This window comes from Brevibacillus sp. LEMMJ03 (assembly GCF_007197875.1).
GTDB classification, from domain to species: Bacteria; Bacillota; Bacilli; order Brevibacillales; family Brevibacillaceae; genus Brevibacillus; species Brevibacillus thermoruber.
This window is the reverse complement of record NZ_VKJN01000014.1, coordinates 90,406-103,808: the sequence shown is the minus strand read 5'-3', so window position 1 is coordinate 103,808 and position 13,403 is coordinate 90,406. Positions and strand designations below refer to the sequence as shown.

Sequence of the window (13,403 nt, the reverse complement as noted above, 5' to 3'; positions counted from 1 at the left end):
TTGCCGGCTTTCAGCTCGCTTTGCAGTTTCTCTTCATCCAGCTTCAGCAGCGCCAGCAGTTCTTCATTGCTGCCGAACCCCGGGAACTTTACAAAGAACTTCCCGAAGCCTTTTCCCGGATGGGTGTCTTCCACAATGTGCTGCACCCGCTCGGAGATGGTCTCCTTCAGCTTGTCAGCCTGCTCCTGCGTCAGCTTGCCTTCTTTCACCGCCGCCGCCAGGTGTTCTTCTTCCTGCTTGGTCAAGAGGCTGACCAGCTCATCCGTGGAAACGCCCTGCTCCTCGGCCACGTCGGCCAGGGACTTGCCGGCTTTCAGTTCGCTTTGCAGTTTCTCTTCATCCAGCTTCAGCAGCGCCAGCAGATCGGCGTTTTCCCAGAGGGACGGCCCTTTCACAATCACTTTTTCTTCTCCGGGTTTCCCCACTTTGAACCAACCCTGCCGTTCGACCTTGACGCTTTGTTCCGCAGACGGCTGATTGTCGGCCGCGGCGTAGACGCTTCCGATACTGCCGACGCTCAACGCCGTAGCCATTGCTCCCAAAAGCATTCCGATTTTTGCTTTGCTGAACATGCTGCTTCACCCTTTCCATCATTTTGGACTTGTACCTAGGTACAGCTTTAGTGTAGAGTCTCAATTTTTGATTCGCCTTTGAGAACTGTGGAAAACTGTAGGAATGATCGTGGAAGAGTTGTGTGTCGGGGGAACGCATGCAAAAAGAGAACCCGCTGCTTTTCAGCGGGTTCCCTGTCGTAAGTGTCCTCCGGGGTTTCCCCCCGGGGTATTCATTCAGATCTCTTCTCCGTCCAATTCAATGTCGCCGCTGTCGGCATCGCCGAAGAAGTCGTGCAGTTCATAATCGTCGTCGGAGATGTCAATAATGACCCCATCGATGTCCGCATCCTCGAATTCATCCCAGATATCGCTGCAGATATTTTCCACCAGATCCTCGATGTCGCTGGTAGAGAGATCGTCGTATTCATCCTGGTACTCGTCGAGGTCGACTTCGATCTCCACGTCAATGTCGTCCTCGTCACCGCTCAGGTAAATCGACCATTCCAGATCCTCATAATCCCCGTAGTCGTCGTTCAAGTTATCCTCGAGCTCGTCGATCCGGTCATCGACGTCATCGTCATCGGCGCTCGCCAGTTCGTCCTCCGCATCCTGCAATTTCTTCTCCAGCTCGGCAATCCGGGCATCCTTTTGCGCAATTTCCGCCTGCAGGGAGGCAATCCGCGGGTCCTCCTTGTCCGTGACGCTCACGGTATACGTTTTCCCGTCCCACGCCACGTTCTTGTTAAACACACCGGCCATCATCCGCAGAGGAATGTAGGTCGTGCCGTTGATCAAAAACGGTTCGATGTCGGTGGGAACAAGCTGGCCGTTATACGTCACTTTCACATTGTTGTATTTGACCTGCACGTTCTTGGTCGCGACCGCGGCATCGGAACTGGACGCCAGGACGCCAGCCAGCAGTACGGAGGACAGGACAACAGCCGACGTTTTTTTCCACATGCCCGCTCCCTCCCCCTTGGTTTTTTTCAACACCATGTCTCACCCCTTCAGCCATTCCTGATTTTGGTACCGTTCCGGTACAAGCCCAGTGTACCGTTTCTTTTTTTGAATTCTCTTTGAAATCGGACATTCTTTGCGCAGACCATCACCCGCTCAACTGGCGCATTTTTCGCGTCATGCTTTCCACGGTGTGCATGATCCGGGCCAGTCCCCACGACAGGAACACGGTGCCCGCGTAGATCACCAGCAGGTAGAGCAGCGTAAACCCGATGTTGGCGAAAATCCACGACAGGTCCCCCGTCAGCTTGATCAGCGCGAGGTTGCAGCAGATCATGACGGCCGAATGGGACAAATAGATGAACAGCGTGAGCCCTTTCCGGAACCGGACGGGAATGGAATCGGCCCAGCGCTCCAGGACCATCAGCAGCACGATCAGGGAAACAAACGCAACCAACACGAATCGCAGGTGAACCGCCACATAGATGGTGTCGGACAGGACAAACAGGACCGTGCTCACGACGGACAGCAGCGTACAGGCGAGCAGCAGCCCCCGATGCTTTCGCAGGAATTGCATCGTCTCATGCCGGTACCAATACAGCAGATGGCCCAGGTAAAAGGTGAAGATCCAGGCGGGAAAGAAATGGCGCGTCGTCAACCCCAGCCATCCGTGATGAAGGTAGTGGATGTACACGAATTGGAGCGCCATGAACAGCCAGATCAGGACCGTGATGTTTTGTTTGGTGATGACGCTGCGAAACAGGTAGGCAAAGACGTAGTACTGGCACAGCATGAACAGAAAGTAGAGCTGGTCGCCCGTCTTTCCCAGCAGAATATGGACAAACGCTTCTTTCGTATGCGGCCATTCGGCAAAGAGCAAATAGTGGTAAACCACTCCGGCGCACAGGAAGGGCACGACGATATACAGCAGCTTCCCGGAAAAGTACTGCCGCGCTGTGGGCTGTTTGGTCTCAAAGGTATGGGCCGTAAAAAACCCGCTGATCATGGCCAGCAGAACGGTGCCGTACCGACTCAACTGATTCAGGGCCGTGACCCAGAAAGCACTGTCGTACTGAAGCACCAAAGCCGTGTAATGCCCCGAAAACACGAGAAAGGACGACAACAACTGCGTAAGGAAAAGCGATTTGAACAATCGCGACTCTCTTCCCATCTCCACGCTCCTTTGTATAGGGATTGCCGGTCGTGTCCCAAGCTGCCCGAGCCCTCTGCTTTTGGAAAACGGTTTTAGTATAAACTAACAAATTTTGATTCAGATTTGAAAACGGCTATCGCTGCCCGGTCTGCTCTCTGGACCAAGCAGCGATAGCCGTTTTCCCTTGTTGTGACCTTTTCACGCGCCGTACAACAGACAGCCGGCACGGATACCGGGATACCGAAACGGAATGACCCGCGCCAGTCATCGACGCGGGTGGAGATGTGTGCCGGAAGCCAATTGGCTTACGCGGTTTTCTTCAGTTTTTTGGCCGCCCAGTTGCCGAGCGATTGGATTGCCTGCACCAGGCAGATCAGAATGATGACCGTCATGATCATCACTTCGATATCCCACTGCTGATAGCCGTAGCGCAGCGCCAAATCACCCAGACCGCCCGCGCCAACCGCTCCCGCCATCGCCGTCGCCCCGATCAGGCCGATGGTCGCGATGGTCAGACACAAGACAATGCCCGGTCTGGCTTCGCGAATCATGATGCGGAAAATGATTTGCGAGCGGGAAGCGCCCATTGCCTGATACGCCTCAATCACGCCCCGGTCCACTTCGAGCAGCGCCGTTTCCATCAGGCGGGCGATATACGGCGTGGTATACACGATAAGCGGCACGATCGCGCCCTCGACCCCGATGGAGGTGCCGACGACAAACTCTGTGAACGGGATGATCGCCACCATCAAAATGATGAAGGGAAGCGAGCGAATCACGTTGATGATGACGTTGAGACTGTGATAGACCCACTTGTTGGGGGCAAGGTGATCCGGACGGGTAATGACCAGCAGCACCCCCAGCGGAATGCCCAGCAGCGTGGAGATGAACAAGGAGATCCCGACCATGATCACCGTTTCTTCAAAAGATTGATAAAACAGCGGCAGCAGTTCCACCAGTCGATCCATTATCTCCCCACCTCCTCTTGCGATACGACATCCACCCGGTACACGGACTCGCGCAGATAAGCGATTCCCTCCTGCACCGCTTTTTCTTCACCGGAAATATGCAGCAGCAGGATGCCGAGCGCGGTTCCTTTTATCGAGCTGATCGACCCGTACAGCAGGTTTGTCCTGACCGGATAGCGGGAGGCAAGCGTTCCCAGAACGGGATCGAGGGCCGCATCCCCGCGGAACGCGACGCGCAGGATGTACGCGCTGGGACCGGCGTTCTTGATTTTGGCCAGCATCTCTTTCGGGACCTGGTCATCAAAGACCGTCTTGATAAAATTGCGCGTCGTCGGCTGCTGCGGATTGCTGAAGACATCCAATACCGTTCCCTGCTCGATGATGACCCCGTTTTCCATAATGGCCACGCGGTCGCAGATTTTTTTGATCACCTGCATCTCGTGGGTGATCAGCACAATCGTCAGGTTAAACTTTTGGTTGATGTCCAAAAGCAGGTCAAGAATCGACTCCGTGGTTTGCGGGTCAAGCGCCGAGGTCGCCTCGTCGCACAGCAGGATTTCCGGATCCATGGCAAGCGCCCGGGCTATCCCCACCCGCTGTTTCTGCCCGCCCGACAATTGGGAGGGGTAGGCGCTCGCCTTGTCTTCCAACCCTACCAGGCGCAGCAGTTCCTCCACTTTTTTTCGAATCTGCTCTTTCGGCACCCGATTCATCCTGAGGATTTCGGCGACGTTGTCAAAAACGTTGTACGACGACAGCAGGTTAAAGTGCTGAAAAATGACGCCGATCTTTTTGCGGGCGTGACGCAGTTCCTTCTCGGACAGCTTCAGCATGTCCTGCCCGTTGACCACGACCGATCCGCTTGTCGGCTTTTCCAGCAGGTTGATCGTTCGGAGCAGGGTGCTTTTCCCTGCTCCGCTGAACCCGATCACGCCGAAAATTTCGCCTTTGTTGACGTGGAGCGTTACGCCTTTCAGTGCTTCCACCTGTTTGCTGCCAACCTTGTACGTCTTGTGAATATTCGTTAGCTGTATCATCTGCCCAAGCTCCTCCCTGTTGGGACGTTTCCCTCCTTACCAAGAAGGGAGCACCGATCCGGAAAACTCTTCCTCGATGAACTTCTTGACTTCCTCCGAGCGGTAGATCTTGACCAGTTTTTGATAGACAGGGTTGTCCTTGTCCTTCTCGTTTACGGCGAGAATGTTGACGTACGGGGAGTCCGGCCCTTCGGCAAAAATCGCGTCTTTTTTCGGGTTGTACCCCGCTTCCATCGCAAAGTTGGTGTTGATGCTTGCCGCGTCCAGGCTTTTCAGCGTCCGGGCGAGCAGTGCCGCCTCCAGTTCTTTAAAGACCAGCTTTTTCGGGTTTTCGATGATGTCCTGCGGCGTTGCTTTGTTGCCGACACCGTCTTTCAGCTTGATCAATCCCGCGGCCTGATAGAGCTGCAGGGCGCGCGCCCGGTTGGTCGGGTCGTTTTGGATGCCGACCGTGCCGCCTTCCGGGATGTCCTCCACCTTCTTGTACTTGGTGGAGTAAATCCCCATCGGGAAGGTGACGGTTTTGCCAATTTCGACAATATGAGTTTTGTGATCTTCGTTAAATTTCTCTAAAAACGGAATGGTTTGAAAGCTGTTTACGTCAATGTTTCCTTTATCCAGCGCCTGATTGGGAAGAACGTAGTCGTTGAACACGACGACTTCGATGTCCAATCCTTCTTTTTTGGCCACTTCCTTTACCTTGTTGAGGATTTGTTCGTGCGGGCCGGCGGTGACGCCCACTTTGATCGTTGTTTTTTCCCCAGCCGGTGCGGCCGAATTGTCCGACTTGTTTCCTCCGCAGGCGGAAAGCAGCGTGGCGATCACAAGCAGCATGATCAACAAGAAACGCGTTTTTTTCATGATGGTCTTCTCTCCTTTTCTCCGATGAAACGATGTATGAATGCATGATTGGGAAAACAACGGCATCGATGTGAACGCATCCTCTCCTTTCAATAAAAAAACCTCTTACAAAGAAGAGGTAAGGGCAGCAAGCCGCCTGCTGCGTAAATACCTCTCTTATCTTTCGGAATCGAACCTAGCGGAATCGATCCGTTGGATTTGGCACCACAAATGTTCGTTTAGGTTGCCGAGGCTTCACAGGGCCAGTCCCTCCACCTCTCTTCATAAGAGATCATCCTATCCAGTTGTAAGTGCAATTCCGATTTGATTAGTTGGATTATAACGTGTCCGCAGGTGTCTGTCAATGACTTTATCGTTTATTGTCGCTATGTATTGAAAATTGTCAAAACGGATCGAATCGGGTCGCAAAACGAACGAAAGAGGCGGAAAGCCGCCTCTCCTTGGTCTCCCGAGCGAGTCGCCGCAGCAATCCACGAACAGTCCTTGGCCGAATCGTTACGGTTGAAAGATCTTGTACTCCTGCATTTTGCGATAGAGCGTATTGCGGCTGATCTGAAGCATTCGGGCTGCCTTGCTGATATTCCAGCGGGCCAATCGAAGCGACTGCTCGATCGCCTCTTTTTCCAAAACCGGTAAGGAAGGAACCTTTTGTTGATGTTCCTCCTCCCGTTCTTCCGTTTCAAACTGAAGATGTTCGGGACCGATCGAATTCCCTTCCGCCAAGAAGACCGCCTGGTTTAACACGCTGTACAGCTCCCGTACGTTTCCCGGCCACGAATAGGCACGCAGCTTTGTCTGTGCTTCCGCGGAAAGTGTGATCGCAGCAGAGCCGCTCATCGTCCGGAGAAGATGTTCCGCCAGCTCAATCACATCGCTCCGCTTGCGAAGAGGCGGCAGGGTTATCTGAATTCCTTTCAATCGGTAGTAGAGGTCGGCCCGGAATCGATTCGCCTTGATCTCTTCCCGCAGGTCCTTGTTTGTTGCCGCGATGATGCGGACATCGACCGGTTTGCTTTTCACACTGCCCACCGGGGTAACCACTTTCTCCTGCAGGACGCGGAGCAGCGCCGCCTGGGCACGGAGGGACATGTCGCCGATCTCGTCCAAAAACAGCGTTCCCTGATGCGCCGCTTCGATTTTCCCGATATTCCCCTCGGCTTTTGCTCCCGTGAAGGCACCTCCCTCGTATCCGAACAGTTCGCTTTCGATGATCGTTTCCGGAATGGCGCTGCAGTTGACGGCAATAAACGGATGCCGCGCTCGCAAACTGGCGGAATGAATGGATTGGGCAAACAGTTCTTTGCCCGTTCCCGTTTCGCCCAAGAGAAGAACGGACAGATCCGTTTCCGCCACTTTTTGTGCCAACGCCTTGGCGCTCTGCAGACTGGGACAAGAGCCCGCTATCCGGTCGAATGTGTGCAGCGGCTGTCTGGCCGTGTCCTTCGTGAGCACCGCCACAGACCGCCAGATCTTGCGTGTATGGTCCACGATGGATTCGATCACGAACCCCTTTTTCTCTCGAAATTCCTTGCCCACGCAATCCTTTCCCAGTATGCGCCGTGCCGCTTGATTCGCACGAATGATGCGGTTGTCGCCGTCGAGGGTCAGAAGCGGGGTATGAAGCCGATTGGACGTGTGTTCCAGTTCCTTCAGGGTAATGAGGTGTTCGTGCTTGACCTCTTCCAGCAGAAGGCGGTTTTGCACGGATTCCGCAATGAACTGCACAAGGGAGGAAAGAAAGGGATGGAATTGGTCCCTCGTCGCACTGATGTTGATCGCCCCTGCCAGCTCACCGGCGGGCGTAAACAGGGGGGACGCGGCGCACGTGAGAAACCGGTTCTGAACAAAGAAGTGCTGTTCGCCGTGAATACGCACGGACATTTTCTCCTCCAGGGCGACTCCCATCGCGTTTGTCCCCTTCTTTTTCTCATGCCAATTCGCCCCTACGCGCAGGTGCAGATTTTTGGCCTGGCTGTCAAAGTCGGGATCGCTTCGTGTATGGAGCACGACTCCCTGGCGATCGACCAGCAGCGCGATTTGGCCGCTTTTCCTGAGAGAGGGGGTCAACTTCTCGAACACGGCGGCCACGTGGCAAAGCAAAGCGTGATTCTCCCGCAGCAATTCGTGTACCTGCCGGTCGGGAAGCAGCTCATCCTCGACGGCATCCATCGGTGTGAATCCAAACGAATAGCATCGATTCCACGAACGCTGTATCATTTGCTGCTCTTCCAGAGGCGTAAGAGATGACAACAGGATCACCTCCAAACAAGCAATGGAATGGTGCACACCCAGTATATCACAAAATATTTGAATATTTGCTCAATATTTGCGCAGTTTGTTGTTTCAAAGTGGAGCAGTTCACCATCCCCCTCTGCGAAAGCGCTGTCACGATCGGCGATCTGGGTCTGGCATGCCTTTTGCTTTACATGTCCTGCGCAATCCCATTCATGATAAAAGGAGGAATTGGCATGGCAAGCAACCGGGGAGTCGTCTACATGGGACCAGGCAAGGTAGAGGTGCAGGACATTTCGTTTCCGGATTTGGTACTGCGGGACGGGCCGGGGGTGAATCCGCTGAACGTCGGCCGCAAATGTGACCACGGCGTGATCCTGAAGGTGGTGACGACAAACATTTGCGGAAGCGACCAACACATGGTGCGCGGCCGCACCACGGCGCCCCCCGGACTCGTCCTGGGCCACGAAATTACGGGAGAGGTGATCGAGGTCGGACGCGATGTGGAATTCATCAAAAAAGGCGACCTCGTTTCCGTGCCGTTCAACATTGCCTGCGGACGTTGCCGGAACTGCAAGGAACAAAACACCCATGTCTGCCTGAACGTGAACCCGGATCGTCCCGGATCTGCCTACGGGTATGTCGACATGGGCGGCTGGGTAGGCGGTCAATCGGAATACGTCATGGTTCCCTATGCAGACTTTCAACTGCTGGCATTCCCCGACAAGGATCAGGCGATGGAAAAAATCCTCGATCTGACCATGCTGTCGGATATTTTCCCGACAGGGTACCACGGTGCCGTCAGTGCCGGCGTGCGTCCCGGCTCTACCGTCTACGTCGCCGGAGCAGGGCCGGTTGGGCTTGCCGCTGCCCATTCCGCCCAACTGTTGGGCGCATCCGTCGTCATTGTCGGCGACTTGAATCCCGCCCGGCTGGAACAGGCGAGAAGCTTTGGATGCGAAACCATCAACCTGAGTGAACACGACAACCTGGGAGAACAAATTGAACACATTCTGGGCGTTCCCGAAGTGGATTGCGCGATCGACTGCGTGGGGTTTGAAGCCCACGGTCACGGTCGCGACCATTCCGAGGCACCCGCCACCGTGCTCAACTCCATTATGGAAATTACCAGAGCCGCAGGCCGACTCGGCATCCCGGGGCTGTACGTAACGGGTGATCCTGGCGCCGTGGACGAGGAGGCCAAGGTGGGGACATTGAAAATTCGCATCGGCCTGGGCTGGGCAAAAGCCCATACCTTTGTCACCGGACAGACGCCGGTCATGAGATACCACCGCGAGTTGATGATGGCCATCCTCCATGGCAAGGCGCAGATCGCCAAAGCGGTCAATGCCACCAAAATTTCGCTGGACGAAGCACCGAAAGCCTACAGCGACTTTGATAAAGGGGCGGCGAGAAAATACGTGATTGATCCCCATGGCTTGGTCAAGTAACGCCCTCCGCCTGCGTGAGGCTGTCCCCGGCGGGGATTCCATCGGTTGCAGGAATGGTGCGAAGGAAAGGTGGTGTGACCATGGAGCATCCACCTGCTTTATGGAGGCGGAGTCTCGCTGAGTTTGTCGGTACGGCCCTGCTGGTGCTCATCGGCCCGGGCAGTGCCGCCTTTCACGGAATCCTGTCGGCAAAGGCGAATCACCCCACCACGTTGGCCGATATCGGCGTCATCAGCCTGGCTTTTGCCATCATCGTCACCGCGATGATCTACACCTTTGGAAACGTATCCGGGTGCCACATCAATCCGGCGGTGACCATCGGATTGGCGGCGGCGGGACGCTTTTCCTGGAGGGACGTCCCCGCCTACGTGACGGCACAGTGTGCGGGAGGAATCGCGGGCGCCCTATTGATCCTGGTCGTGCTGGGCACGGACGGAGCCGTCATCGGAAATCTCGGCGCCACCGTCCTTTCGCTGACCACCGGATACGTGCAGGGCATTGCCATCGAAGCGCTGGAAACCTTTATTCTGATGCTTGTCATTATGGGAGTGGCCGTCGATTCGCGGGCGCCCCACGGATTCGCGGGACTGGTCATCGGCCTGACGGTTGGCGGCATCATCATGATGACGGCCGGACCGACGGGTTCCTCCTTCAATCCGGCCCGAACCTTCGGCCCCTACGTGGTGGACAGTCTGGCGGGCGGAACCGTGGACTGGAGCCATTTTCCCGTCTATGTGATCGGTCCCCTGCTCGGCGCCGTCCTGGCCGCCTTCACCTATGAGGCGATTTCTGCGCCTGCGCGTGTCTCCGCTACCGGGAGAACCACAGATACAGGCAGGTAACAGGTGAGCAGAAAAAGTCTCTGGCTTCCCCCATTGTTTATCAAAGAAGAAGGGCTGTCCCGTCGCAGACAGCCCTTTTTCCATGCCTCCATCCTACGCGAAGGGCTGCTTTTTCCGCGGGCCGCGCAGACGTAAGGGATTGACTTCCAGCACCCTATTTCGGAGCCCGGAACCGCAGGCGGAGGACAGCGGCAAGATCAACCTGCGTATGCCAACATCACTACACCGGCCGTTTGCAGTTGAGGCGGAATGGAAAGGCCACAGAAAAGGGAGGCAGTCTGCGGCCTGCAGCACCAGAACCCATAAGCAATCAGACAATTTTTCCCCCTTTACAACCAAAGCCAAACATAAGGATGATTGGTCTAATAAGTGTCAGGGAGTGGAAACGGAATAGATGTTGTTTCCTTAGTAAAAAAGCGCATGAAAGGAGGGAAACGGAATGGATGCTGTTACCTTAGTAAAAAAAGCGCAGCAGGGCGATGAAACGGCTTACCTTGCATTGTTTCAACAATACGAAGAAATGATGTACAGGATCGCTTTTGTCTATGTGAAAAATCAAGAAGATGCCCTTGATATTGTTCAAGAGGCGGCTTATCGCTCCTTCAAGTCAATCAAGACATTACGGGAACCCCGATACTTTAAAACATGGGTAACGAAAATTACCATGAGCTGTTCGATCAACTTGCTTCAGAAACGAAAGAAAGTCGTTCCATTGAAACCGGAACAATTGAATTTTTTTCATTCAATGGATGAGGATCTTCCTCTTTCCATCACATTAAAAGATGTGCTTGAAAAATTAGATGTGAATGAAAAAAGTGTGGTCTTGCTGAGGTTTTATCAAGACTACACGTTGAAGGATATCGCTCAGATGTTAGAACTCCCCTTGGGTACAACCAAAACCATTTTGTATAGAGCCTTGGAAAAACTTCGTGGAATTTTAAGGGAGGAGGAGAGTTCATGAAAAGAAGCACCTTGAAAGAGGAAATGGAAAAAATCGAGATTCCGCCAGATCTTCATCAAAGAAGTAAAATGGGTATCCAACAAGCGAAATTAGAAGAGCGACATAGCGAGAGGATCATTGGGAAGAAACGCGTATGGGGCGGAATCGTTTCGGCTGCCGTTTTGGTGTCAGCCATTATTGCTTTGAACGATTCCAGTCTGGCTTCATCTGTACGTGGATATTTCAGGGATATCGTCAACTGGAAGAACGAGGTGGTAGACACACAATATTCCCAAGCTACGGATGAAATTAAGGTCGAGGCGAATTCAGCCACTGTACAATCTGAAACGATTATTGTGCCAGTAACGGTTACCCTACAAGACATTACGAAACCGCCTTACAGTACGATAGAGGTTCTTACTTTCGGCGATTTCGAGGTTGTGAGAAGTTCAGGAGAGTCTTTGACCAACAACCAAATTACCGTCCAGGCCGCATCAGACAACCGTTATGAATTTGATATAAAAGATCGTGACAAACTTCTTTCCGAAGTAAAAAGTCCGAAAGCGAATGAAAGAGTGTTTCAGGCAAACCTTCTCCTTGATGCTGGCTTCTTCAATAACAATGAGCGTTTTACGTTGAAGATCCGTTCATTCTTCGGACAGAAAAAAGCTGACTCGCCTTTAAAAATTGAAGGGGATTGGAAGGTTGCTGTTTCTGTGAAGCGTTCCTAACTGCTGCTTCTGTCCTATGTTTCAAAACAATTCATGTCCCATGGTCTCCCCCCTTTCAAGTTGACAGACTCTGGGCTCGGGGTTGAACCGGGCTCAGGTTGTCCTCATGGAAAATCCCCTCCAAGGTAACAGGAAGGGCTTGTCCTTTACTGTCTACATAGAAGGGGTTTATTGAGATGGGGATGTTTTTGACAATCCCTAAATGAAGCTAATCAAGGCCGTCGTTAGGCCGGGTGATAATGATCGTACGGGTGTGATGTGTCCTAACGTCGGGCCCCGTCCAGGTGTAAAACCGGCCGGCAAAGGTGAACGCTTCTCAGTGAAACGAACAACACGAGTTGTTAAAACGCAATAAAAATTAAAAACAAGACTAGAACATACCCCGGAAACATCGAAAGTTGTATACTGAGTTTTTTACTGTTAATGAAATGGGCCCAGTAAAAGGATATTGATCCCAAAACAGCTGTGTAAAAAAACATGTCGATTGGGTTTCTATGCAACACAAATTTATGAATCAAATAAGAATACATTGCACCTGTTAACGCAAAGATAATGGTTCCAATAATGCGGCTATTTATTTTGGATGCAAATGTATATACTAATTCTCCGATTAAGCACCCAGCGTAACAAACCGGAAGTAAATAAAATGACAGCATAAACGCAATAAACTTATGGACTCCCTCTTCACGAAAAGATTCAACAGGTACAATACTAACGATATATACAATGGCACTGATGAGATAAACGACAGTTGATGAAGCAAAAAAACGTACGATTCTCATAAACAACCCCATATCATCATGTTTTTGTACACCCTATTGTTGAATGTGAATTATTACTTCCGGAAGTTCTACATCTCCCGGACCATCGACAAGTTTTAATATTTCTGCCGCACCTTTTAGGCTTACATTTATACCATAAACGACACTGGAGAGGCAGTCAGCAGGCCAGGTCGTCGGATCCCCGACCGAAATGATTTCACTGAAAACGAATAAAAAGAGGCGGATTTCCGCCTCAGACTGTAGACAAAACGATTGCATCGAAGGAGAAGCATGTTTCCAGGCAGAGCGACTTGTGAGCCCTACCGAGCGGAGCAGCGATTTGCGGGAAAAAGGAGCGCCACCTTTGAATGGGCTGCGAAGCGATGCGGCTTTGGCGATCCCCCGCAAATCGGTGCGGAGCGTGCAGCCCGTGCTCCCTTGCTGGGCGAGCACGGAGCGGATGCCGGAAACGTGCTTCTCCACCCAGCAGTTACTTTGTCTGCACACTGAGGCGGATTTCCGCCTCATCTTCGTTCCAGTCTAAACCCACGCGAACCGCTGCGCTTTCCACGTGGCGGCGTGTTTGTCCAAAAGTAACGATTCGCTCATTTTGACCTTTCAGATGGATAACACTTCAATCAATAACCCACCTTGTGATTATATCGTTTCTGCCCTTTCCTCTCTTTTCCATTTATCAATCATTTCCTGTGTAATCATGTGTCTGGAATCTACAGCGTCCATTAGTTCATCATGGGGCATTGAATTTTCTCCGTTTCCATAAAATAACGTGATATGTACTCCTTCTGATTGAGCTATCTCTACTGCGGGGATAAAATCACTATCCCCTGTTATCAATATTGCGTGAGTAATTAATCTTTTCGTACCATGCATCACTAAATCAGCAGCTAAAGCAACA

13 protein-coding genes, 1 pseudogene and 1 riboswitch are annotated in these 13,403 nt (G+C 52.6%); of the genes and pseudogenes, 5 read left to right on the top strand and 9 right to left on the bottom strand.

Features of this window, described 5'->3' with window-relative positions; genetic code table 11:
• The 7 genes and pseudogenes from FOI68_RS17535 to FOI68_RS17505 form a co-directional block, all read right to left on the bottom strand.
• Positions 1-572 (bottom strand): annotated as a pseudogene (locus FOI68_RS17535) (hypothetical protein); the annotation flags it as partial.
• Positions 573-788: 216 nt separating this feature from the next.
• Complete coding sequence (locus tag FOI68_RS17530) at positions 789-1,514, bottom strand: stalk domain-containing protein (protein ID WP_029098431.1); 726 nt, start codon at positions 1,512-1,514, stop codon at positions 789-791.
• 145 nt (positions 1,515-1,659) lie between these two features.
• Positions 1,660-2,682, bottom strand: a complete 1,023-nt coding sequence (locus tag FOI68_RS17525; RefSeq protein ID WP_044900328.1) for an acyltransferase family protein — start codon at positions 2,680-2,682, stop codon at positions 1,660-1,662.
• A 287-nt stretch (positions 2,683-2,969) separates the two neighbouring features.
• A complete protein-coding gene (locus FOI68_RS17520; RefSeq protein ID WP_029098429.1) occupies positions 2,970-3,632 on the bottom strand; it encodes a methionine ABC transporter permease in 663 nt (220 codons plus the stop codon).
• On the bottom strand, positions 3,632-4,669 hold the full coding sequence (locus tag FOI68_RS17515) for a methionine ABC transporter ATP-binding protein (RefSeq protein WP_035299586.1): 1,038 nt from the start codon (positions 4,667-4,669) through the stop codon (positions 3,632-3,634). The genes FOI68_RS17520 and FOI68_RS17515 overlap by 1 nt, the downstream gene beginning before the upstream one ends.
• Before the next feature lie 36 nt (positions 4,670-4,705).
• Entirely contained in the window at positions 4,706-5,530 is an 825-nt protein-coding gene (locus tag FOI68_RS17510; RefSeq protein ID WP_029098427.1) for a MetQ/NlpA family ABC transporter substrate-binding protein, read from the bottom strand.
• A 153-nt stretch (positions 5,531-5,683) separates the two neighbouring features.
• Positions 5,684-5,800: riboswitch (SAM riboswitch) on the bottom strand.
• Between the two features lie 225 nt (positions 5,801-6,025).
• Entirely contained in the window at positions 6,026-7,747 is a 1,722-nt protein-coding gene (locus FOI68_RS17505) for a sigma-54-dependent Fis family transcriptional regulator (protein WP_143863895.1), read from the bottom strand.
• Between the two features lie 251 nt (positions 7,748-7,998).
• Here FOI68_RS17505 and fdhA point away from each other — a divergent pair, with 251 nt between their 5' ends.
• The 5 genes from fdhA to FOI68_RS17480 all read left to right on the top strand — a co-directional run bounded on the left by fdhA (position 7,999) and on the right by FOI68_RS17480 (position 11,726).
• On the top strand, positions 7,999-9,213 hold the full coding sequence (fdhA, locus tag FOI68_RS17500) for a formaldehyde dehydrogenase, glutathione-independent (RefSeq protein WP_029098425.1): 1,215 nt from the start codon (positions 7,999-8,001) through the stop codon (positions 9,211-9,213).
• An 80-nt stretch (positions 9,214-9,293) separates the two neighbouring features.
• On the top strand, positions 9,294-10,055 hold the full coding sequence (locus FOI68_RS17495) for an MIP/aquaporin family protein (RefSeq protein WP_143863894.1): 762 nt from the start codon (positions 9,294-9,296) through the stop codon (positions 10,053-10,055).
• 82 nt (positions 10,056-10,137) lie between these two features.
• A complete protein-coding gene (locus FOI68_RS17490; RefSeq protein ID WP_143863893.1) occupies positions 10,138-10,449 on the top strand; it encodes a toxin-antitoxin system HicB family antitoxin in 312 nt (103 codons plus the stop codon).
• A 45-nt stretch (positions 10,450-10,494) separates the two neighbouring features.
• A complete protein-coding gene (locus tag FOI68_RS17485) occupies positions 10,495-11,016 on the top strand; it encodes a sigma-70 family RNA polymerase sigma factor (RefSeq protein ID WP_143863892.1) in 522 nt (173 codons plus the stop codon).
• Positions 11,013-11,726 (top strand): hypothetical protein, encoded by a 714-nt coding sequence (locus FOI68_RS17480; protein ID WP_143863891.1) that lies wholly within the window; start codon positions 11,013-11,015, stop codon positions 11,724-11,726. Before FOI68_RS17485 ends, FOI68_RS17480 begins: the two co-directional genes overlap by 4 nt.
• Before the next feature lie 815 nt (positions 11,727-12,541).
• Here FOI68_RS17480 and FOI68_RS17475 read toward each other — a convergent pair.
• Together FOI68_RS17475 and FOI68_RS24060 are read right to left on the bottom strand one after the other, a co-directional pair.
• Positions 12,542-12,970, bottom strand: a complete 429-nt coding sequence (locus FOI68_RS17475; RefSeq protein WP_143863890.1) for a hypothetical protein — start codon at positions 12,968-12,970, stop codon at positions 12,542-12,544.
• A 174-nt stretch (positions 12,971-13,144) separates the two neighbouring features.
• On the bottom strand, positions 13,145-13,378 hold the full coding sequence (locus FOI68_RS24060) for an NYN domain-containing protein (RefSeq protein ID WP_255433665.1): 234 nt from the start codon (positions 13,376-13,378) through the stop codon (positions 13,145-13,147).
• Positions 13,379-13,403: the final 25 nt, after the last annotated feature.